The sequence below is a fragment of the Roseinatronobacter alkalisoli genome, assembly GCF_028745735.1.
In the GTDB taxonomy this organism is placed as follows: domain Bacteria; phylum Pseudomonadota; class Alphaproteobacteria; order Rhodobacterales; family Rhodobacteraceae; genus Roseinatronobacter; species Roseinatronobacter alkalisoli.
Map to the genome: position 1 here is coordinate 82598 of NZ_JAQZSM010000003.1, position 20261 is coordinate 102858.

Annotated in this window: 21 protein-coding genes; 7 read left to right on the plus strand and 14 right to left on the minus strand. The window is 59.9% G+C overall.

Going from position 1 to position 20261, the window contains the following annotated elements:
• Window positions 1–32: 32 nt before the first annotated feature.
• A complete protein-coding gene (gene ndk, locus PUT78_RS04595; RefSeq protein ID WP_274350992.1) occupies window positions 33–455 on the minus strand; it encodes a nucleoside-diphosphate kinase in 423 nt (140 codons plus the stop codon).
• Window positions 456–545: 90 nt separating this feature from the next.
• Entirely contained in the window at window positions 546–1940 is a 1395-nt protein-coding gene (gene rimO / locus PUT78_RS04600) for a 30S ribosomal protein S12 methylthiotransferase RimO (RefSeq protein ID WP_274350993.1), read from the minus strand.
• Window positions 1941–2102: 162 nt separating this feature from the next.
• Between rimO and PUT78_RS04605 the strand changes: the two genes are divergently transcribed.
• From PUT78_RS04605 to PUT78_RS04615, 3 genes are all read left to right on the plus strand, one after another.
• Complete coding sequence (locus tag PUT78_RS04605) at window positions 2103–2375, plus strand: I78 family peptidase inhibitor (protein ID WP_274350994.1); 273 nt, start codon at window positions 2103–2105, stop codon at window positions 2373–2375.
• A 106-nt stretch (window positions 2376–2481) separates the two neighbouring features.
• Complete coding sequence (locus tag PUT78_RS04610) at window positions 2482–3522, plus strand: aldo/keto reductase (RefSeq protein WP_274350995.1); 1041 nt, start codon at window positions 2482–2484, stop codon at window positions 3520–3522.
• 82 nt (window positions 3523–3604) lie between these two features.
• Window positions 3605–4300, plus strand: coding sequence for an HAD family hydrolase (locus PUT78_RS04615; protein ID WP_274350996.1), 696 nt, complete (start codon window positions 3605–3607; stop codon window positions 4298–4300).
• Window positions 4301–4307: 7 nt separating this feature from the next.
• On the opposite strand, the gene dtd is transcribed toward PUT78_RS04615, so the two are convergent.
• The 10 genes from dtd to hisB all read right to left on the minus strand — a co-directional run bounded on the left by dtd (window position 4308) and on the right by hisB (window position 13554).
• Window positions 4308–4754: a D-aminoacyl-tRNA deacylase gene (dtd, locus tag PUT78_RS04620; protein WP_274350997.1), complete on the minus strand. Its 447-nt coding sequence runs from the start codon at window positions 4752–4754 to the stop codon at window positions 4308–4310.
• Window positions 4754–5671, minus strand: coding sequence for a carbohydrate kinase family protein (locus tag PUT78_RS04625; RefSeq protein WP_274350998.1), 918 nt, complete (start codon window positions 5669–5671; stop codon window positions 4754–4756). Before PUT78_RS04625 ends, dtd begins: the two co-directional genes overlap by 1 nt.
• An 11-nt stretch (window positions 5672–5682) precedes the next feature.
• Window positions 5683–6777 carry a TFIIB-type zinc ribbon-containing protein gene (locus PUT78_RS04630; RefSeq protein WP_274350999.1) on the minus strand — a complete coding sequence of 365 codons (1095 nt, stop codon included), beginning with the start codon at window positions 6775–6777 and terminating at the stop codon, window positions 5683–5685.
• A 97-nt stretch (window positions 6778–6874) separates the two neighbouring features.
• A complete protein-coding gene (locus PUT78_RS04635; RefSeq protein ID WP_274351000.1) occupies window positions 6875–7984 on the minus strand; it encodes an SPFH domain-containing protein in 1110 nt (369 codons plus the stop codon).
• Between the two features lie 43 nt (window positions 7985–8027).
• On the minus strand, window positions 8028–9020 hold the full coding sequence (locus PUT78_RS04640) for a DUF2927 domain-containing protein (protein WP_274351001.1): 993 nt from the start codon (window positions 9018–9020) through the stop codon (window positions 8028–8030).
• A 4-nt stretch (window positions 9021–9024) separates the two neighbouring features.
• Window positions 9025–10203 (minus strand): toxic anion resistance protein, encoded by a 1179-nt coding sequence (locus tag PUT78_RS04645; RefSeq protein ID WP_274351002.1) that lies wholly within the window; start codon window positions 10201–10203, stop codon window positions 9025–9027.
• 49 nt (window positions 10204–10252) lie between these two features.
• Window positions 10253–11119 (minus strand): 5-bromo-4-chloroindolyl phosphate hydrolysis family protein, encoded by an 867-nt coding sequence (locus tag PUT78_RS04650; protein WP_274351003.1) that lies wholly within the window; start codon window positions 11117–11119, stop codon window positions 10253–10255.
• Window positions 11120–11319: 200 nt separating this feature from the next.
• Window positions 11320–12234 (minus strand): pseudouridine synthase, encoded by a 915-nt coding sequence (locus PUT78_RS04655; protein ID WP_274351231.1) that lies wholly within the window; start codon window positions 12232–12234, stop codon window positions 11320–11322.
• Between the two features lie 87 nt (window positions 12235–12321).
• Complete coding sequence (hisH, locus tag PUT78_RS04660) at window positions 12322–12960, minus strand: imidazole glycerol phosphate synthase subunit HisH (protein ID WP_274351004.1); 639 nt, start codon at window positions 12958–12960, stop codon at window positions 12322–12324.
• 6 nt (window positions 12961–12966) lie between these two features.
• On the minus strand, window positions 12967–13554 hold the full coding sequence (hisB, locus tag PUT78_RS04665; protein ID WP_274351005.1) for an imidazoleglycerol-phosphate dehydratase HisB: 588 nt from the start codon (window positions 13552–13554) through the stop codon (window positions 12967–12969).
• A 106-nt stretch (window positions 13555–13660) separates the two neighbouring features.
• On the opposite strand from hisB, the gene deoD reads away from it, so the two are divergent.
• The 4 genes from deoD to tsf all read left to right on the plus strand — a co-directional run bounded on the left by deoD (window position 13661) and on the right by tsf (window position 17161).
• Window positions 13661–14383, plus strand: coding sequence for a purine-nucleoside phosphorylase (deoD, locus tag PUT78_RS04670; protein ID WP_274351006.1), 723 nt, complete (start codon window positions 13661–13663; stop codon window positions 14381–14383).
• A 33-nt stretch (window positions 14384–14416) separates the two neighbouring features.
• The gene (locus PUT78_RS04675; protein ID WP_274351007.1) at window positions 14417–15232 is read left to right on the plus strand and encodes a hypothetical protein; all 816 of its coding nucleotides are present in this window, start codon (window positions 14417–14419) and stop codon (window positions 15230–15232) included.
• Between the two features lie 199 nt (window positions 15233–15431).
• On the plus strand, window positions 15432–16211 hold the full coding sequence (gene rpsB, locus PUT78_RS04680; protein ID WP_274351008.1) for a 30S ribosomal protein S2: 780 nt from the start codon (window positions 15432–15434) through the stop codon (window positions 16209–16211).
• A 77-nt stretch (window positions 16212–16288) separates the two neighbouring features.
• Window positions 16289–17161 carry a translation elongation factor Ts gene (gene tsf, locus PUT78_RS04685; protein ID WP_274351009.1) on the plus strand — a complete coding sequence of 291 codons (873 nt, stop codon included), beginning with the start codon at window positions 16289–16291 and terminating at the stop codon, window positions 17159–17161.
• Between the two features lie 209 nt (window positions 17162–17370).
• Here tsf and PUT78_RS04690 read toward each other — a convergent pair whose 3' ends face one another.
• Together PUT78_RS04690 and PUT78_RS04695 are read right to left on the minus strand one after the other, a co-directional pair.
• A complete protein-coding gene (locus PUT78_RS04690; RefSeq protein WP_274351010.1) occupies window positions 17371–17634 on the minus strand; it encodes a hypothetical protein in 264 nt (87 codons plus the stop codon).
• Window positions 17635–17913: 279 nt separating this feature from the next.
• On the minus strand, window positions 17914–19677 hold the full coding sequence (locus PUT78_RS04695) for a SulP family inorganic anion transporter (protein WP_274351011.1): 1764 nt from the start codon (window positions 19675–19677) through the stop codon (window positions 17914–17916).
• Window positions 19678–20261 lie beyond the last annotated feature (584 nt).

Below are 20261 nucleotides of genomic sequence, written 5' to 3' on the forward strand. Positions count from 1 at the left end.
AATGCGCCCGAAAGGGGGCATCATGCGTGCAATCAGCCGACCAGTTCCAGACCGGAAAAGAAATACGCGATTTCGATTGCGGCGGTTTCCGGTGCATCCGATCCATGGACTGAATTTTCACCGACCGACTGCGCGAATTCGGCGCGGATGGTGCCGGGTGCCGCATCTGCGGGGTTGGTTGCGCCCATCACTTCGCGGTTTTTGGCAATGGCGCCTTCGCCTTCCAGAACCTGAACAACGACCGGGGCCGATGCCATGAATTCGCACAATTCGTCATAGAAGGGGCGTTCGGCATGCACTTCATAGAATTTGCCAGCCTGCGCCTTGGTCATCTGAATGCGCTTCTGGGCGACAATGCGCAGACCTGCTTCTTCAAACTTGGCGTTGATCTTGCCAGTCAGATTGCGGGTGGTTGCATCGGGTTTGATAATGGAAAACGTGCGTTCCAGGGCCATGTGTGGTCTCCGTTTCAGAAATCTGTGTGGCGCGGCGAGTGCCGTCCGTTCCCGGCGGGCCATAGCATGCCCGAATGGCAAGGAAAAGACTTAAGCGCTGATCTGCCCCCACAGGTCATACTCGCTGGCCTCATCAACCTGAACCGTCACGATATCGCCCACAGACAGAGTCTCCGTCCCTTCGTCGATGAACAGGTTGCCGTCAATTTCGGGGGCGTCGGCCTTGGTGCGACAGGTGGCGATTCCGTCTTCGTCGATATCATCGACAATGACATCCAGCCGCTGCCCGACCTTGGCCGCCAGTTTTGCCGCTGAAATGGCCTGCGCTTTTTCCATGAACCGGTCCCAGCGTTCTGCCTTCAACTCATCGGGCACATGGTCCGGCAGGTCATTGGAGCGCGCGCCTTTGACGTTTTCATATTGAAAGCATCCAACCCGGTCCAGCTGCGCCTCATCCAGCCAGTCCAGAAGGGTCTGAAATTCTTCCTCTGTCTCGCCCGGATAGCCAACGATGAACGTAGAACGCAGTGTGATATCGGGGCATATGCCGCGCCATTCGGCAATGCGGTCCAGCGTGCGTTCGGCATGGGCGGGCCGCGCCATGCGTTTCAATGTGTCGGGATGGGCATGCTGGAACGGAATATCCAGATAAGGCAGCACCAGCCCGTCGGCCATCAGCGGAATGAGTTCGCGCACATGCGGGTAGGGATAGACATAGTGCAGCCGCACCCATGCCCCCAATGACCCCAGATCGCGCGCCAGATCAGTGATATGGGCCCGGTGGCCACGGTCGCTGGCATGCTTGATATCCACACCATAAGCCGATGTATCCTGCGAAATGACCAGCAATTCCTTCACCCCTGCCGTGACCAGCTTTTCAGCCTCGCGCAGAATGGCATGGGCGGGGCGGCTGACCAGACGGCCGCGCATGTCGGGGATGATGCAGAACTTGCACTTGTGATTGCAGCCCTCGGATATTTTCAGATAGCTGTAATGGCGCGGTGTCAGGCTGACACCGGATGCGGGCAGCAGGTCGATAAACGGGTCCGGTGATGGCGGCACGGCCCGGTGAACCGCATCCAGCACCTGTTCATACTGGTGCGGACCAGTTACGGCCATAACGCGCGGATGGGTGCCGGTAATGAATTCCGGTTCCGCCCCCAGACACCCGGTGACGATGACGCGGCCGTTCTCGGACAATGCTTCGCCGATGGCATCAAGGCTTTCGGCGCGCGCCGAATCCAGAAATCCGCAAGTGTTGACCACGACAGCATCCGCGCCCGCGTAATCGGGGCTGATCGCATAGCCTTCGGCGCGCAACCGGGTCAGAATGCGTTCGCTGTCCACCAGCGCCTTGGGGCAGCCCAGGCTGACCATGCCGATGGTGGGTTGCCCCGCGCGGGCGGGCGCATGCTGGCTGACCCGCGCTTGCGGTGCAAGGTCGGGGCGCAGGTCGGGCGGGTTCGGATATGTGCGATCACTCATGGCGCGGCATATAGCCTGTGTGTGCGCATGCGGAAAGCCCTTATGCGCAACAGGGTGCGCATCCTGTCGGCAGGTTTTTTCCGATGGCGTGGCGGGTGGGGTGCATGTCCCCGAAATTTGCCATAGCCTGTTGCAAGCAGAAACTATCAGAAAGGCCTGAATATGCGTCTTATTGCCCCGATCCTTGGACTTGCCCTGCTGGCCGCCTGCCAGAGCGAAACACCCGACCCCGCGCCTGACATGGAAGCAAGCTGCGGCGCGGATGATCTGCAATCCCTGATCAGCCAGCCGCTGGCGCAGTTTCAGGGCCACCCAGACGCGGAAGCTACCCGCGTTATTGCACCGGGCACAGCCGTCACAATGGATTTTCGCCCCGACCGGCTGAATGTCGAACATGACGCGGATCTTATCATTACCCGCATCTATTGCGGCTGACCCGCGCAAGCGGCGACATTACAGGGCAGGGCAGGGTAATTTCTGCCCTGCCAATCCCTGAAATATGCGTTATGTTCCGCCCGAAGCGAACAGCAAGGCAGGAATAATGCAGAAAGAACAGCTTGGCCGCACCGGCCTGAATGTCTCGGTCTATTGTCTGGGCACAATGACATTCGGTAATGAAACTGATGAAGCAGATGCCCATCGTCAATTGGATCTGGCATGGGAACGCGGCATCAATTTTCTGGATGCGGCGGAAATGTACCCGGTCAACCCCGTGTCATTTGAAACCGCGGGCCTGACCGAAGAAATCGTCGGGCGCTGGCTGGCCAGCCGCAAACCCGCGGATGCGATTGTGGCAACCAAGATCACCGGCGCAGGGTCATCTGCGGTACAGGATGGCGCAGCCATCAGCGGGGCGCGCCTGCGCGAGGTGGTCGAAGCGTCACTCAAGCGTTTGCAGATTGAGTGCATCGATATCTTTCAGCTGCACTGGCCCAATCGCGGGTCTTATCACTTTCGCAAGGCTTGGGGGTTTGACCCCTCGCATCAGAACCGCGCTGAAACAGTTGCCCATATGACCGAAACCCTGCAAATGGCGCAGCGGTTGATCGATGAAGGCAAGATCAGGCATTTTGCCCTGTCGAATGAAACCGCATGGGGCACCGCCCTTTGGGCGCGTCTGGCCGAAGAATCAGGCCTGCCGCGCGTGGTGTCCATCCAGAATGAATATTCGATGCTGTGCCGGTTGTTCGACCTTGATCTGGCGGAACTGTCGGTCAATGAAGATATTCCGCTGCTGGCCTATTCCGCATTGGGCGCGGGGCTGCTGACAGGCAAATATGCAGGCAATGTTATCCCCGAAAACACGCGCCGCGCACGCTCGCCCGAACTTGGCGGGCGCATAACACCGCGTGTATTTGAGGCCGTGTCGGGCTATCTGTCCATCGCCAATGAAACCGGGCTTGATCCGGTGCATATGGCCTATCAATGGACGCGCACGCGCCCCTTCCAGTGCATTCCGATTGTCGGCGCGCGCAATGTCGCGCAGCTGGAGCATTTGCTGAACGGTACCGATCTGGTGCTGGATGCACCGGTCCGTGCCGCCATCGACAAGGTTCACCGCGCCATTCCACTGCCATTCTGACCCGGTAGCGGGTATCAGGCGCATGTCGCATGATACCCGCGATCATGGGGCACAATAAATCCATCTGGGGCTTTGACATCGCATGAAACTGACTGGAATATCGGCACTCCTGTTTGACAAGGATGGCACCTTGTTCGATTTCAGCGCAAGCTGGGCGGGCTGGGTAAGCAGCATTCTGGATGATCTGTCCGAAGGCAATGCGCAGCATGCCGATGCCATGGCCGAATCCCTGCATTTTGACCGGCAGAAGCACCAGTTTGCCCCGACATCACCTGTCATCGCGGGTACGGTCGATGACGCCGCGCGCCTGCTTGGCACACATCTGCCGCATATGCCGCGCCCCTCGCTTGTTGCCTATCTGTGTGAAACCTCTGCCATGGCGCCGATGATCCCGCCTGTGCCACTGGTTCCTCTGTTAACGGGGCTTCAGCAGCGGGGGCTTATACTGGGTGTGGCCACCAATGACGGCGAAATGCCCGCGCGCGCGCATCTGACACGCGCGGGTATCCTGCATCTGTTCAGCCATGTTCTGGGGTATGACAGCGGCTTCACCCCGAAACCTGATCCCGCAATGCTGTTGGGCTATGCCGGGCTGGCGGGTGTCGCGCCCGAAACGGTTGTCATGGTGGGTGACAGCACGCATGATCTGGTCGCGGGCCGGGCTGCGGGAATGACAACCATTGGTGTGCTGACAGGGCTTGCCAGCGCCGATGATCTGGCCCCTTTCGCAGATATCGTGCTGCCCGATATCGGGCATTTGCCGGATATCCTTGCCTGATAATCAGTTAACCTGCCGCCGTATCCAACCAGATGGTGACAGGGCCGTCATTGACCAGATGAACCGCCATGGATGCGCCAAATTCGCCGGTTTCGACAGGCACACCGAAACCGCGCAGCGCATTTGCGAAATGCAGATACAGCCGTTCACCTTCATCAGGCGGGGCCGCGGTTGAAAACCCTGGCCGGTTGCCGCTGCGGGTATCTGCGGCCAGTGTGAACTGGCTGACCACCAATGCCCCGCCACCGGTATCTTTCAGCGCAAGGTTCATCTTGCCCGCGTCGTCACAGAATATGCGCAGCTTATGTATTTTCGCGGCCAGCGCATCGGCCTGCGCGACAGTATCGCCCTGCATCGCGCATATCAGGATCAGCAGGCCGGGGCCACATTGACCGATTGTGCGCCCCGCAACATCCACCCGTGCCTGAGCAACCCGCTGGACAAGTGCCCGCATCAGATTTCATGCGCCCATGGCGGGTTTGCGCCCGCGCGCGACACGGTCACTGCGGCCGCTTTTGCGCCAAGTTCCAGCGCCGCAGTCAGTTGCGCATCATCAATCGCCGCAATCCCGGCCTTGGTCAATGCGCCCGACTGCTCAAGCGCGCGCAGGAACCCTGCGTTGAAGGTGTCGCCCGCGCCGACCGTATCCACCACCGCGACACGCTGCGAGCGGACTTGCGCGACACCGCCGGACCAGAAGGCGCGCGCGCCTTTCGCACCTTCGGTGATGACCACAACCTGCGGGCCACGCGCGCGTAGATCATGCGCCAGCGCGTCAATTTCACCGTCGCCCATCAGCCAATGCAGGTCTTCGTCGGACAGTTTGACGATATCGGCCTGCGCCAGCATGCGGTCCAGCCGCGCCCGATACCCCGCTTCATCGCGGATGAATCCGGGGCGGATATTGGGGTCCAGCATGACCACCCGCGCACCGGCACGCGCGCACAGCGCTTCATATCCCGCGCCACAAGGGTCGCCCACCAGTGAAATGCCGCCGAAAAACAGCGCGCCCACTGTATCGGGAAGTTCCGGCAATTCGGCTATCGTCATTTCGCGCAGCGCCGTGCCCCGGTCATAGAAGGCGTAGCGCGCCTGACCGTCAATCAACGTGACAAAGGCCAATGTGCAGGGCCGGTCCACCGCAGGTGACAGGCTGTGATCCACCCCCGATGCATCCAGACCCGCGCGCAACTGCGCACCGAACAGATCATCCGACAAGGGACAGAAGAACCCGGCAGGCGCGCCCAGACGGCCCAGGGCAATCGCCGTGTTGAACACTGCGCCCCCGGCATAGGGGGCAAACGCGCCTTCTCCCGCGGCCGTTTCACGCGGCAACATGTCGATCAGCGCCTCTCCGCAACACAGGATCATTCTCTTCCCCTTCACATTCCACCTAGTTCTGCGATGTAAAAGGCAATTACCAGAATGACCAGCCCCGCCAGCACCGCGCCCGCAATCTTGGGCCATGACCATGGCCTTTCGCCCTGAACACGCCCGGTCTGGCCGTTCACGATAAACCGGTAGCTTTTGTCGCGGTAGCGATAGGCCGCCATCCAGATCGGCAATAACAGATGCTTGAAACGCTCGTCATTGTAATCGGTCGAAACCGATGAAATGCGCTGTTCATCCCCGCCAATGTCGCGGCGAATATCTGCGCGGATCTGTTCGGCCATGCGTTCCTTGGCAATCTCGAACCCATCGGGAAGCGCGACACTATAGGCCTCGGCGCGGAAACCAGACAGGTAATCGGCGCTGTAAAGTTGAAGATCGGCCAGCGTCCACGGTTCCAGCCGCCGGGTATTGGCGCGCGGCAGGGCGTTTGACGCCATGACCAGAAGGTCAAGAAACTGACGTGACACGCGCCCCGACGCAGACGACCAGCGCGTGCGCCGTTCCCGCCTTGTCTTGCCGTTGGCCCCCCTGACAGTCACATAATAATATGTCCCGCGCTGCCCGGTATACTGGCTGCGGGTCGCAACATCAAAGGCCCAGTAGGGCACATAAAGCCCGTTCAGCCTCCCCGTGCTGCGCGCATATTTCGCCAGCGCGGACGGGGCGAACCACAGCCCCTTCAGCCAGGACTTCATCTTCGCCTGCGCATCTGCTTCGCTCAGCTTGAAGGGCAGGATCGCATGTGGCTTGATATGACGGTTTGTGCCGGTATCTGTCACCACAGGGCTGGCACAGAACGGGCATTCTGCCGAATGCACATTCGGTTCAAACTGCACATCGGCCCCGCAGGTGTTGCAATGAACAACGCGCGTTTCTTCCAGTTCCGACGCGGGCAGGGCCTGTGCAACCGCTTCATGATAATCCAGAGATTGCAGAGCAGTCACACGTGCGGCATCGTCTATCTGCGGGATCGGCTGCTCATGCTCGCAATACTCGCAGCTCAGCCGCGCCTGACCGGGCATAAAACGCAATGACGCGCCACATTGCGCGCAGGGAAAACGATGTTCAGTCTGTGTGATCGGCATACGGTTTCCGGCCAGTCAGGTAAGCGCAGCGCTGCTGCACCTTCATCTTGCAAAAATACTCAAAAAGCGCGGCGCAGGGGCGTTGCGCCTGCGCGCGTCAGCCAATGGGCGGCGGCGGGGGCGGCGGTGTCGAGGAAAAGAGTGGGGCCAACGCGGGCACATCGCCGGCTTTCAGCCAGCCGGATTGCCCTTCGGTCCAGACCAGCGTGTCGCGCGTGATCTGCCCTGCCAGTTGCGACTGGGCAATCGGCCCACGGGTCTGGCCGTTTTCCGCGATATGCCACATCGGGTCCGATGCGGGCGGCGGTGGCGGGGCGGATGCGGCAGGTGCTGCTGCGGGTTGGCCCGCCACGGCTTGCCCCATGGCCTGCGCCATCCCCATGCCCATACCCATGCCCATTCCGGCCCCAAGCCCGGCCCCCATGCCCCCTTCGCCATTCTGCGCGGCAGTCTGCATGGCCTGTGCGGCGGAAAACTGGGTGAATTTGTTCAGATCGCCCACAATCCCCATACTGGTGCGCTGGTCCAGCACTTTTTCCACTTCGGGAGGGAGTGAGATATTCTCGATGTAAAGTTCAGGCATTTCCAGCCCGTATTCCGCCAGGGTGGGTGCAATGGCACTGCCCACCATCTCCGACAGATCCTTGGTATTGGCTGCCATATCCAGTGCGGGAATGCCGCTTGCGGCCAGAACGCGGCTGACTTTCTGCACAACGATGTTGCGGATCTGTCCGGCGATCTTTTCCTGGGTGAAATCGCCATCAGTGCCCACGATTTCGCGCATGAAGGGCACAGGATCGGACACACGAATGGCATATGACCCGAAGGCGCGCAGCCGCAGCGGCCCGAATTCGGGGTCGCGCAGCATGATCGGGTTCTGCGTGCCCCATTTCAGACCGGGAAAACGCCGTGTGTTGATGAAGTATATTTCCGACTTGAAGGGCGAATTGAACCCATGATCCCAATGCTGCAACGCCGTCATCAGCGGCATGTTGTTGGTTTCCAGCTGATACATGCCCGGATCGAACACATCGGCAAGCTGGCCTTCATGCACAAACACCGCCAACTGCCCTTCGCGCACTGTCAGCTTGGCCCCGTACATGATCGAATTGCCATACCGTTCAAAGCGATAGACCATCGTGTTGCGGGTGTCATCGGTCCATTCGATAACGTCGATGAACTGACCTTTAAGGAAACTGAAGACCATGACGGCACCTTTGGCTTGGGGTAATCTGCAGCGGCAGTATTGCCTAACTCTCGCCGCCCATCAACTCCCCAACGATACTGCGGATGATCGGGCGGGCCTCGCGTTCGCGGATTCCGGGACGCAGGCGCGGATCGTAAACGATCCGCAGCAGATATTCATCCATTGCTGTCAGCACAGCGAATTCCGCAGCATCATTGAACAGTGACGGGCGCGCGCGCGGGCTGTCATTGGGCAGGCCCATGCCCTGGGCCAGTTCTTCGTGATAGCAGGCCATCCGCGACAGATCCGGCAGTTCGGCGCGGATAATGGCAACCGCATCAGTATATACATCGGTGCCGCTGCGCGAAAAGGCCAGCACAAGGCAGGACACACTCAACGGCATGCCCGTGACAATATTTTCTGTCACTTGGTCAATGCCGGGTATCAGATTGCGCAGGCGCGGGCCAATGGCACGGCGTTCTGCTTCGTCCAGAACCAGCACATGAAAATTGGCGGAACCCGATGTCATGCTGACCGGATGGCCCGTCAGATTACCCAGCCGCGCGGCAAAGCGACTGACAAGCCGTGTGTCGGAATGTTGTACCGACGCGGGAACCGAATCGCCGAATTCCAGGCGCATCCGGACCGGTTTCTGCCAGCGGCGCAGGGGCGCGGGGGTGGCGCGTTCTATTAACCGGTTTCCGGAAAAAGTATACTCATCATGCAGGGCCACCTGCACAAACACCTCTTCCAGATCGCGCGCGGCAAAGGGCAGGTCTTTTGGTCTGGGGTCGGTGCGCAGCAGGCCATCGGCCAGACGCTGTTCCTCTATGCGCAGAAAATGGGCGGCAACGGCGCTGGACGGGGCAGACGGCGTTTCTATTTCCGTCGCCGGCGCAGCAGGCGGGCGGACAGACTGCGCGGGCGGCGCAGGTGGGGACTGGGATTCCATGAAGGGGGCGCAGGCCCCAAGCGTGGCAAGCAACGCGACTGCGGGCATCTGCGCCCGCATCCAATGCCCCGGCCCGGAAAATTTCGGATCGCGCGCCCACAGCATTGAGTTACGCCTTGTCCGTATCAGTTTCGCCACCGTCACGCCCGCGCGCCGATGACAGGGACTTGCGCAGATCAGCTTCCATGCGTGTCAGTTCTTCCTCGGCGGCCGCGCGCTTGGCCCGACCGGCATCTGCAATCTGCAAACTGTCCTCGATCGTGGCAATAAGGGTTTCATTCGCCTTTTTCACCGCATCGATGTCGAACACGCCACGCTCGATTTCCTCGCGCACTTCGCGGTTGGCATCGCGCAGGTTTTCGGCATTCGCGGTCAGCAATTCATTGGTCAGGTCATTGGCCGCGCGCACAGCCTGCGCCGCTTCACGCGAACGCTGGATTGTCAGCGCCTGCGCCAGTTGCGTTTCCCAGAGCGGCACTGTGTTGACCAGCGTCGAATTGATTTTCGTCACAAGGCTCTTGTCATTTTCCTGCACCAGCCGGATGGAGGGCAGCGACTGCATGGTGACCTGCCGAGTCAGTTTCAGGTCATGCACACGGCGTTCCAGATCGTCGCGCGCGGCGCGCAGGTCACGCAGTTCCTGCGCCTTCAGCACCTTGTCGTTTTCGTCAGCTGCCGCAACATCTGCTTCCCTTGCGGGAAGCTCGGTCGTGTCCAGTTCCTTCAGCTTGGCTTCGCCTGCGGCAATGTAAAGCGCCAGTTCATGATAGAATTCGAGCGTCTTTTCATACAGCTTGTCCAGCCCCTTGATGTCCGTCAGAAGCGTGGTTTCGTGGTTCAGCAGGTTTCCCGTGATCCGGTCGATCTGGGATTGAACGGTGTTGTAGCGTTCCTGAAACTTGACGATGGGCGCGGCCTTGCCGGTCAGGCGTTCCCACCAGCTACGCTCGCGGCGGGTGTCCAGTTCTGTAACCGAAAAGCCGCGCAATGTGGCAACCATATCGCGCAGACCATCCCCCGCAGGGCCGACATCCTTGTTCTTGACATCTGCCAGCATCGCCTGGCTGATCTGCTGCAATTCCAGTTGCGCGGGCGCCCCGAATCCGATGATGGTGCTGGTCGACCCCATGTCAATTTCGCCTATGCGCGCGCGAATGGCGTCTGCCTCCATCGCGGGGGCGCCGTCCAGCGTCACCAGCTCGCTCGCCGGGTCCGCCAGCGGCATCGCGACCACAGCGTTGATTTCATCGGTAAGGCTTTGTGCCTCCTGGCGAATGGCGTCTGACATGTGACTGTCCCTCTCATACTGTATAATCTGCACGGGCAACTGGTTACGATCAATCGGCGCGCAGCCCTTCACGCTCCAGCCGCTCGCGCAGGACTTCGATTTCGATCTCCAGATCGGTGCGGTCGCTTTCAAGCAATGCCTCCCGGCGCAGCGAGAAGCGGTTTTCCAGATCATCAAGCAGCGCTTCATATTCAACGCGTGCCTGTGTATCATGGTTGCGTGCATAAAGATCGGCAAACTTGACCGTGGCATCGCGCGCGCCGACCAGATAAATCCCCAGATACCGCCGCGCAGCATTTAGCTGCCGGGGGTCATTTTCAATCGCGCGGAACAACTGGCGGATGGTGTTGCTGAACCCCTCCACCCGGCGGGCAAGCGCGCGGTCGCCGCTGCGTTTTATCGCGTCCTGCATCGCGTTCAGATGGGACTGCGCTTCTTCCACGGCACGCGCGACGCGGTCGGTCTGGAATGTATCCACCCCTTCCATGCCCTTGTCGCGCAACGGGTCCGGCCCGAATGCCCCGAAATGCAGCACCGCACCAAGAATGGCGAAAATCAGCGCCACAACTGTGCCCCCAGACACGGCCGCCAGCGCAAGCCCCGCACCTGTCAGGACCGACGCGAAAATCTTGCGCGGGATGGCCGGACGACGCGCCACTTTGCGCGCCTCATAGGCGGCCTGCGCAAGAACACCTTCGCGTGTCAGCCAGGCCGCCAGCATCAACACCCCGAAAGCACCCAGATTCAATGCAAGCCCGACCGGATCATTGAAAAATGCCCGGATGGCAAAGGCAAAAGGCACGACAAACAGCAGATTGACCCGCGCACCGACCGGGTGCGGGCGGGCAGGGGCACGCACAGGCGCGTGATCGTCACGCGCCTCTGGGCTGTAGCGTCCGCCGAAACGCCGGGTCATGACCTAGCCCCCCACAATCGCGACATAGAGGATCAGGGCCACCAGAAGGGCGTAGGATGTTTTCTGCAATCCCGTAGATGACATCTTGCCTCCGACACCTGCGCATCAACATATCATACCTGTAAAAGGTCACTGATCCGGTTGAAAGTATGGACATTCCACTGCGCAACGTAAAGGCGAAATCGCGTGGACCACTACATTCATCGCGTGGGTTTGCGTCCGCCTGACGGGGCCGGACGCGGCGTGCGCGCTTTCTGGCCGGGCCGGGCAGGGGCGCGCGGGGGACGGCCTGTGCTCTCTGGTGCAGGGGGGCGCTTTGCCTTGGGTTTCGCGCGCGGCGGGCCGGGTTTTGCCGCTTTTGTCAGGGGCGCGTCCTTCGGGCTGTCCTCGCCCAGTTGTTCGCGCAGCACCCGTGATTTCACTTCACTGACAGCGCCTTTCGCCAGTTGCCCCAGTTGAAACGGACCATAGCTCACCCGGATCAGGCGGTTCACGCTCAGGCCTACATGATCCATCGCACGGCGGATCTCGCGGTTCTTGCCTTCGCGGATGCCGATGGTCAGCCAGGCATTCGCGCCTTGCTGGCGGTCAATACTGACAATCATCGGCTGGAAACGCTCTCCCTCGATCCTCACACCTTCGCGCAGGGGGGCAAGCATGTCATCCGTAGGCGTGCCGTTGACGCGCACACGGTATTTGCGCAGCCAGCCGGTGCTGGGCAGTTCCAGCCGGCGTTTCAGATCCCCGTCATTGGTCAGCAGCAGCAACCCTTCGGAATTCAGGTCCAGCCGCCCCACCGACATGACACGCGGCATGTCATCGGGCAACGACTCAAACACGGTCGGGCGGCCCTGTTCGTCGCGCGTGGTGGTGACCAGCCCCAGCGGTTTATGGTACATCCACAACCGCGCGGGTTCCGCTGCCGCAAGGGGTTTGCCATCCACACTGATGCGGTCGCGCGGGGTGACATTCAGCGCAGGGCTGTCAATACGCTTGCCATTCACCGCAACGCGCCCCGAGATGATCATCACCTCTGCCTCGCGGCGCGATGCAACGCCTGCGCGTGCCAGAACCTTGGCTATGCGTGATCCGTCCTCGGACATCTGCCCCTCCATATGTTTCATCTTGCAAAAAATACTCCGGGGGAGGTGAATTGGCCAATGGCCCAAAAAGGGGGCAATGCCGCCCCCCTCAGCACGCCCTCAGGGGGTCCAGCGCAAGAAATTGGCAATCATCCGCAGCCCCGTGGCCTGCGATTTTTCCGGGTGAAACTGTGTGCCGACAATATTGTCACGCGCCACAATCGCGGTTACCGGCCCATCATAATCGACATGCGCCAGCAGATGCGCTGGGTCTGCCACGCGGAACTGATAGCTATGCACGAAATAGGCGTGATCGCCGCTGTTCACCCCCTCCAGCACCGGATGGGCGCGGTCAATCACCAGATCATTCCAGCCCATATGCGGCACTTTCAGCGTGGGATCAGTTGGCGCAATACGCACCACTTCGCCCCCGATCCAGTCCAGACCGGCCACATCTTCATATTCGCGCCCCATGCTTGCCAGCATCTGCATGCCCACGCAAATCCCCATGAAGGGCACTGCGCGGCGCAACACGGCATCTTCCAGCGCCTCTGTCAGCCCGTCCACAGCGCCAAGCGCATGCCGACAGGCGGGAAACGCGCCGTCTCCGGGCAGCACGATGCGGGTTGCGCGCGCCACATCTTCCGCGCGCGCACTGACCAGCACATCGCCCGCACCGGTTTCCAGTGACATGCGCTGAAACGCCTTTTCGGCGGAATGCAGATTGCCGCTTTCGTAATCAACCAGAACTGTCAGCATGCGCGCTTACAATGCCCCCTTGGTGGACGGAATCGCGTCACCCTTGCGCGGGTCGGTTTCCACGGCCACGCGCAGCGCGCGCGCAACTGCCTTGAAGGCGGCTTCGGCAATATGGTGGCTGTTGATGCCATGTATCTGGTCGATATGCAGGGTAATGCCGCCATGGGTGGCCAGCGCCTGAAAGAATTCGCGCACCAGTTCAGTGTCGAATGTGCCGATTTGCGTGGTTGGAAACTGCACATTCCACACCAGATATGGCCGCGCCGACAGGTCCAGCGCGCAGCGGACCTGCGCGTCATCCATGGGCAGATGGCATTCGCCATAGCGCCGGATGCCGCGTTTGTCGCCCAGTGCCTGCGCAATCGCCTGACCCAATGCGATGCCGCAATCCTCGACGGTGTGGTGGTCATCGATATGCAGATCGCCCGCAGCCCGCAGCGTGATGTCGATCAGCGAGTGGCGCGCAAGCTGGTCCAGCATGTGATCAAAGAACCCCACGCCGGTCTGAATGTCATAGGCACCGCTGCCGTCCAGATTGACGCTGGCCGAAATATCGGTTTCAGCGGTCTTGCGGGTGATCATGGCCTTGCGCATGGGCAATCCTTCATTCTCTCATATCGGGCGTGCGTGCGTGGTATAGGCGCTTGCGCGGGTCGGGGGAAGGGGGCAATCTGGGCACAACATATGAAAAGGGGCATGGATGACACTCCATATCGGCGCTGAACCGGGGCAAATTGCCGAAACCGTCCTTATGCCGGGCGACCCGCTGCGCGCAAAATGGGCGACGGAACGGTTCCTGAGTGATGCCGAATGCGTCAATCAGGTGCGCGGCATGCTGGGATATACCGGCACATGGCAGGGCCACCGCGTTACTATTCACGCATCGGGCATGGGCATGGCGTCGATGTCGATTTATGCGCATGAACTGATCCGCGACTATGGCGTACGCCAGCTTATCCGTGTCGGGTCCACAGGTGCGATGCAAAACCATGTGAACATGCGCGACATAGTGCTGGCGCAGACATGCACGACCATTTCGTCCCCGTCGCAATCGCTGTTCAAAGAAGTGCAGTTCGCGCCCTGCGCCGATTTCGGCCTGCTGCGCGCGGCCCATGATGCAGCCTGCGCCCTTGGGGTGCCGGTGCATGTGGGTAATATTTACAGTTCAGACATATTCTATGACGAGCGCCCGGATCTGAACGCGATCATGACCCGCCATGGCATTCTGGCGGTCGAGATGGAAGCGGCAGAACTGTATTCGGTTGCTGCACGTTTCGGGGCGCGGGCGCTGGCGGTGATGACCGTGTCCGACCACCTGCTGAAGAATGAAGCGCTTGATACCCGGGCCCGCGAACAGAGTTTTTCGCAAATGTTTGAAATCGCCTTGCGCGCGGCCTTTGCCCCCAGGCTGCAACAGGTCTGACATGACCTTGTTGATGACGGACAAGAGGATATCATGAACCCGATCACCAAACGTCGGCTGCTTTGCATTGCCACGCGGCGCAGCGGGCACCATGCCTTTCTGGAATGGGTTCTGGCGGGCGCGCAACAACCCTGGACCTATTATAACAATGTCGATGTGACGCGGGCGCATTTTGCCGCCGCGCGCGCCTTGCGTCATGACGGCAAGTCCCCCGATAGCGGCCATGCCGACACCCCGCTGCTGGCCTTCAGCGTAGAGGACCGCAGACTGGATCAGGTGCTGGTCTGGCCGCAGTTGTCCCATTGCCTGCCGCCCGACGCGAAGGTCGATATCATCCTGTTTCTGCGCGATCCGCTGAATGCCTTTGCCAGCCTTCTGCAGGTTCTTGACCGGGCCGGTTGGGTTGCCGAAGATGAGGACCGCAAGGCTAGGGCGCGTGCGCGTCATTTGCGGTCCTGGGCCAGTCTGGCGCGTGAATTTCTGGGGGAAACAGACCACCTGTCGCAGCATTCGGACAACTGGCGGGTGCATCGGCTGCACTATAACGGTTTTGTCGGGGGAGCAGGCGCGCGCGACGAGATTGCCGCAGCGCTGGAATTGCAGGCAGTACCGCTGCAGACCGGATTGTCGCGCTTCGGGGGCGGGGGCAACACGTTCTTTTCTGACAAATCCGGTTACAGCCTTTCGCCTGAAGCGCTTGAAGCACGCTGGCAGAAGGTGGACGCCCCCGCGCGACGCGTGCTGCGCGCGGAATTGCTGGATGGGCCAAATGCGGATCTGGTGGCGCGGTTTTATGACGCCATCGGACGGCGGCAAATATTGCAGGATGCGCGGTCAGTGCTGGGCTGAGTGGCCGGTATTCATTTGAGACGATTGTTTATGACACAGCAGCCCAGCTTGCCTATTGCATCGGGCGGCAACTGCGACTATTGGGGCACCACTTCACAGGTAGGGGCAGGGCCAAGGGACAGACATTCCCCGCGGTCCACCGGTTGAGGCATTTGCCTTCAAATCCCCTGCCCAGGCGCAAACCGGAAAGGAAAACGATATGGCGCTTCCTGAATTCACTCTGCGTCAGCTTTTGGAAGCTGGCGTTCACTTCGGCCACCAGACACAGCGCTGGAACCCGCGCATGGGGCCATATATCTATGGCGAGCGCAACGGCATTCACATCATGGACCTGACGCAGACCGTCCCCATGCTGGACGCTGCGCTGAACGTTGTTCGCGAAACCGTCGCAAAAGGCGGCCGTGTGCTGTTCGTCGGCACCAAGCGCCAGGCGCAGGCACCGATTGCGGACGCTGCCGAAAGATCGGCACAATATTACATGAACCACCGCTGGCTGGGTGGCACGCTGACCAACTGGAAAACCGTGTCGCAGTCGATCCAGCGCCTGAAATCCATTGACGAACAACTTGATGGCGGTGCCGAAGGCCTGACCAAGAAAGAGCGTCTGGGCATGGAACGCGAGCAGACAAAACTGCAAGCAAGCCTTGGTGGTATCCGCGATATGGGCGGCCTTCCCAACCTGTTGTTCGTGATCGACGTCAACAAGGAAGATCTGGCCATTGCCGAAGCCCGCAAGCTGGGTATTCCTGTTGTCGCTGTGGTCGACACCAACTGCTCGCCTGATGGTGTGGATTACATCATCCCCGGCAATGATGACGCGGCCCGCGCGATCTCGCTTTACTGCGATCTGGTGGCGCGCGCTGCCCTTGACGGGATGAGCGCGCAGATGGGCGCTGCCGGTATCGATCTGGGCGCACTGGAAGAAACCCCGGTCGAGGAAGTGCTGGCCGAAGCGAGCGTCGAAGCTTCGGAAGCGTAAGCGCACTATTTGACATGAAATTGTGACAGGGGCGTGATTGAACGCCTCTGTTTCCTTCATTTGCAGGAGTAAGAGCAATGACCATCACCGCTGCAATGGTGAAAGAACTGCGCGAGACAACGGGCGCAGGCATGATGGATGCGAAAAAAGCGCTGACCGAAAACAATGGCGACATGGAAGCGGCCCAGGACTGGCTGCGCACCAAAGGACTGGCAAAAGCTGCCAAGAAATCCGGGCGCGTGGCTGCCGAAGGGCTGGTCGGTGTTGCTGTTGACGGCACCAAGGGTGTGGCCGTCGAAATCAACTCTGAAACCGATTTTGTCGCCAAGAACGCCGAATTCCAAAGCATGGTTGCCAGCATCACCAATGTTGCGCTGGGTGTATCGGACGTGGATGCGCTGAATGCAGCACAGCTGAACGGCAGCCCGGTTTCGACCGTGCTGACCGATGCAATCGCAAAAATCGGCGAGAACATGACCCTGCGCCGCATGGCCACAGTCGAAGGCGATTCCGTTGCGGCTTATGTCCACAACGCCGCCACCGAAGGCATGGGCAAGATCGGTGTTCTGGTCGCGCTGAAAGGCACCGACAGTGGCATCGGCAAGCAGATCGCGATGCATATTGCAGCGACCAACCCCGCCTCGCTGTCACAGGCGGATCTGGACCCTGCATTGATCGAGCGTGAAAAATCGGTCCTGACCGAACAGGCGCGCGAATCCGGCAAACCTGAAGCCGTGATCGAAAAGATGATCGAAGGCCGCATGAAGAAGTTCTTTGAAGAAGTTACGCTTCTGGGACAGAAATTCGTCATGGACCCGGACAAGACCGTTGCCGAAGTCGCCAGCGATGCAGGCGTTGAAGTTCTTGCCTTCATCCGGATGGAAGTTGGCGAAGGCATTGAAAAGAAAGAAGAAGATTTCGCCGCCGAAGTTGCAAAACTTCAAGGCTGATTGCTTCTTCACTGTTGCATAAAAACGGCGCCCCACGGGCGCCGTTTTCCTGTTTTCACAATCATGCTCGACTCATCGGCGGTGATTTGAAATATTAGGCACCGCTGTAGTCATTACAGCGGTGCCTTGATGGATGCATCTGCGGGGCAAACTGGCGATCATGTGTTGCAGCATATGATTGCCGCCCGCGCATCGGTAACGCAGGTCAGTTACCCGTCGATCGGTGCAGCTTCCGGCGTGGTTTCGACGCCGCCAATCGGGTCAATCAAGCCAGCTTCGACAGCCGCGTCATATTCAAAGCTGTCGATGATGCCATCATCATTCATGTCGATTTCATCGAACAGTTCCTGGGTCGCATCCGGGAAGGCCATCAGAAAGTCATCCAGCGTCCAAGCGATATCCGTGGTCTGTGCAACAGCCATACCGGTCATGAATGCAAGCGCGGCAATCGAGGTCATGGTTTTCTTGAGCATCTTTATTCTCCGTTAGTGACGATACGGGACCATCCCGCATCCGGGCGGAAGATGCGCGCAACAGGTGGATGGACACAAGCGGTCCCGAATTCCCACACCGGTGGGTAAGCGCGATTTTGCCAAATCAGGTATAGATATCGGCAAGTTATTGCCCTTGGGGGGATTTGACTTTTGCCCCTCAGGGAACCGTGCGGGAAACCGCTGATAACCAGCCGCCGCAGATCACGCCAGCTCACGCGGGGGACATAAATTGCGCCGGATAGCAGGGGGGTGCCCGACTCAGTGCCCGGATGCGCGGCGGGTTTCGCACCGGTCCCGGTTGCGGCAGGCGCTGGTCAGACCGGGGGCAAGGGCGATCATGGCGTCAAACTGGGTCAGGAATATCTGCCCGGTCAGTTCCCGCAGGAAATTACTGCGCGCCAACCGGTCCATGACGGGGCCTTTAACCTCTGACAGGTGGAACTGCACGCCTGCGGTGTGCAACCGTTCATTGACGGATTCCAGACTTTCCAGCGCCGAGGCGTCGATATAATTCACCGCCGCGCATTGCAAAACCACATGGCGCAGGGCAGGGCGGTCGGACAGGGCCTGTACGACTCGGTCCTCCAGCGCGCGGGCATTTGGGAAATACAGCGATTCATCCACCCTGATTGAAAACACCTGCGGATCGGTCACCACATCATGGCGGTCAATATTGCGGAAATGCTCGGTCCCCGGCACCTGGCCCAGAACAGCCATATGCGGGCGTGATGTGCGATACAGAAACAGCGCCAGCGACAGCCCGACACCCGCGATCAGGCCCTGTTCCACCCCCAGCAACACGGTAAACAGCATGGTCGCCGCCATCGCAGCCCCGTCTGCCCTGGAATAGGCCCATATGCGCGGCAAGGCGCGGAAATCCAGCAGCGACAGCACTGCCACAATGATGATGGCAGCCAGCGTGGCGCGCGGCAGGAAATACATGAAGGGCGTCAGAACCATCAGCGCCATGGCGATGGAAATGGCCGTCATCGCCCCCGCAGCCGGTGTTGCGGCGCCCGCGTCATAGTTCACGATGGACCGCGACAAACCGCCGGTCACCGGCATGGCATTGCTGACGCCAGCGCCAAGATTGGCCAGACCCAGCGCGACCAGTTCGCGGTCAGGGTCAACTGACTGGCGCTTTTTTGCGGCAAGCGTCTGGGCAATGGATATGCTTTCCACATATCCCACAATCGCGATCATCGCCGCAGGGGCCAACAGCATTTGTATAAGGCCCGCGTCAAACGCAGGCAGGCCGAATGCGGGCAATCCGCGCGGCACATCCCCAAGGACCGCAACACCCCTGCTGTCCAGCCCGAATATCCAGACCACAAATGTAGAGGTGACCACCGCCACCAGAAGCGCGGTTTTTCCCAGAAGTTTTGCCAACGGTGCAGAAAACCCCAGCCCCTGAAGCAGGCGCGCCAGACCCGCGCGCGACCAGAACAGAAAACCAAGGACCACGGCAGACAGCACAACTGTCGGTATGGATGTCTGGCCAAGATTGCTCAGCAGGGATGGCACCAGATGGGGCAGTGTCTTGCCCGAAACATCCGCCCCCAGAATATGGCGCAACTGGCTGGCCGCGATCAGTATTCCTGCGGCGGTGATGAAACCTGAAATGACCGGATGACTAAGGAAATTTGCAACGAAACCAAGCCTGAAAAGCCCAAGCGCCAGCATCATGCCACCCGACAGAAGCGCCAGCCACAGCGCGGCAAGGTGGTATCCTTCGGTTCCGGTTTGCGCGACAGCACCTGCGGCGGCGGCCGTCATCAGCGCCACAACCGCCACCGGACCCACGGCCAGCGCGCGGGAGGTGCCGAATGCGGCATAGAGCAACAAGGGCAGCATAGCCCCGTAAAGTCCGGCCTGCGGCGGCAAACCAGCCAGCATGGCATAGGCCATTCCTTGCGGAATAAGCATGATGGTCACAACGGCAGCGGCAATCAGATCATTGCTCAGATCGGCGCGGGTATAGTGGCGGGACCATGTCAGGAACGGAAAAATTCTGCGAAGCATGCGGCACGGCCTGTCAATCTGATGAAACCAGCCAAAACCATGGGCTCCGGCATTGGAACTGCGATATAGGTCAATGCATAAAACATTGCAAGATTTGAATATTATAACGGTACCACGAAGCGGGCAGGTCAGCGAGGATCAGGGGCAGGGCCTTTACGCATGATGTGTCGGGATCAATGCCATCGCCAAACCTGCCGCCCGGTGAAACAGACCATCCCGATCAGACCCGCCGCGAGAACATGAGACAGCATCGTTGCGAATTCCCCACGCGCGGACCAAGGGCGAAACAGGCCGACGCCACAGGTCTGCCATCCCGCAGTCTGACTTAACTCCTCCGGTGTCGGGTGCCGACATATGCAGCACACATAAAAACTGCGACCAATCCAGACCGGGAAGTGCCCTCTGAGTGTCGAACAGCACACCCGGCAACAGGTAACAGGCCGCCCATAAGCGGTATTTGTCTACATCCTTTCACTTCATCAGCACAGATACCTTGTTTACAATATATATCCTAACATCCGCTTAAGACCCCGGCGCATGCAATGTTGCAACCCCATAAGCAATATTATGTTAAATTAATGCCA

Bases quoted from the DNA above. Each gene is read 5' to 3' on its own strand.
- ndk (WP_274350992.1), bottom strand. From the start codon at position 455: ATGGCCCTGGAACGCACGTTTTCCATTATCAAACCCGATGCAACCACC.
- rimO (WP_274350993.1), bottom strand. From the start codon at position 1,940: ATGAGTGATCGCACATATCCGAACCCGCCCGACCTGCGCCCCGACCTT.
- PUT78_RS04605 (WP_274350994.1), top strand. From the start codon at position 2,103: ATGCGTCTTATTGCCCCGATCCTTGGACTTGCCCTGCTGGCCGCCTGC.
- PUT78_RS04610 (WP_274350995.1), top strand. From the start codon at position 2,482: ATGCAGAAAGAACAGCTTGGCCGCACCGGCCTGAATGTCTCGGTCTAT.
- PUT78_RS04615 (WP_274350996.1), top strand. From the start codon at position 3,605: ATGAAACTGACTGGAATATCGGCACTCCTGTTTGACAAGGATGGCACC.
- dtd (WP_274350997.1), bottom strand. From the start codon at position 4,754: ATGCGGGCACTTGTCCAGCGGGTTGCTCAGGCACGGGTGGATGTTGCG.
- PUT78_RS04625 (WP_274350998.1), bottom strand. From the start codon at position 5,671: ATGATCCTGTGTTGCGGAGAGGCGCTGATCGACATGTTGCCGCGTGAA.
- PUT78_RS04630 (WP_274350999.1), bottom strand. From the start codon at position 6,777: ATGCCGATCACACAGACTGAACATCGTTTTCCCTGCGCGCAATGTGGC.
- PUT78_RS04635 (WP_274351000.1), bottom strand. From the start codon at position 7,984: ATGGTCTTCAGTTTCCTTAAAGGTCAGTTCATCGACGTTATCGAATGG.
- PUT78_RS04640 (WP_274351001.1), bottom strand. From the start codon at position 9,020: ATGCTGTGGGCGCGCGATCCGAAATTTTCCGGGCCGGGGCATTGGATG.
- PUT78_RS04645 (WP_274351002.1), bottom strand. From the start codon at position 10,203: ATGTCAGACGCCATTCGCCAGGAGGCACAAAGCCTTACCGATGAAATC.
- PUT78_RS04650 (WP_274351003.1), bottom strand. From the start codon at position 11,119: ATGACCCGGCGTTTCGGCGGACGCTACAGCCCAGAGGCGCGTGACGAT.
- PUT78_RS04655 (WP_274351231.1), bottom strand. From the start codon at position 12,234: ATGGAGGGGCAGATGTCCGAGGACGGATCACGCATAGCCAAGGTTCTG.
- hisH (WP_274351004.1), bottom strand. From the start codon at position 12,960: ATGCTGACAGTTCTGGTTGATTACGAAAGCGGCAATCTGCATTCCGCC.
- hisB (WP_274351005.1), bottom strand. From the start codon at position 13,554: ATGCGCAAGGCCATGATCACCCGCAAGACCGCTGAAACCGATATTTCG.
- deoD (WP_274351006.1), top strand. From the start codon at position 13,661: ATGACACTCCATATCGGCGCTGAACCGGGGCAAATTGCCGAAACCGTC.
- PUT78_RS04675 (WP_274351007.1), top strand. From the start codon at position 14,417: ATGAACCCGATCACCAAACGTCGGCTGCTTTGCATTGCCACGCGGCGC.
- rpsB (WP_274351008.1), top strand. From the start codon at position 15,432: ATGGCGCTTCCTGAATTCACTCTGCGTCAGCTTTTGGAAGCTGGCGTT.
- tsf (WP_274351009.1), top strand. From the start codon at position 16,289: ATGACCATCACCGCTGCAATGGTGAAAGAACTGCGCGAGACAACGGGC.
- PUT78_RS04690 (WP_274351010.1), bottom strand. From the start codon at position 17,634: ATGCTCAAGAAAACCATGACCTCGATTGCCGCGCTTGCATTCATGACC.
- PUT78_RS04695 (WP_274351011.1), bottom strand. From the start codon at position 19,677: ATGCTTCGCAGAATTTTTCCGTTCCTGACATGGTCCCGCCACTATACC.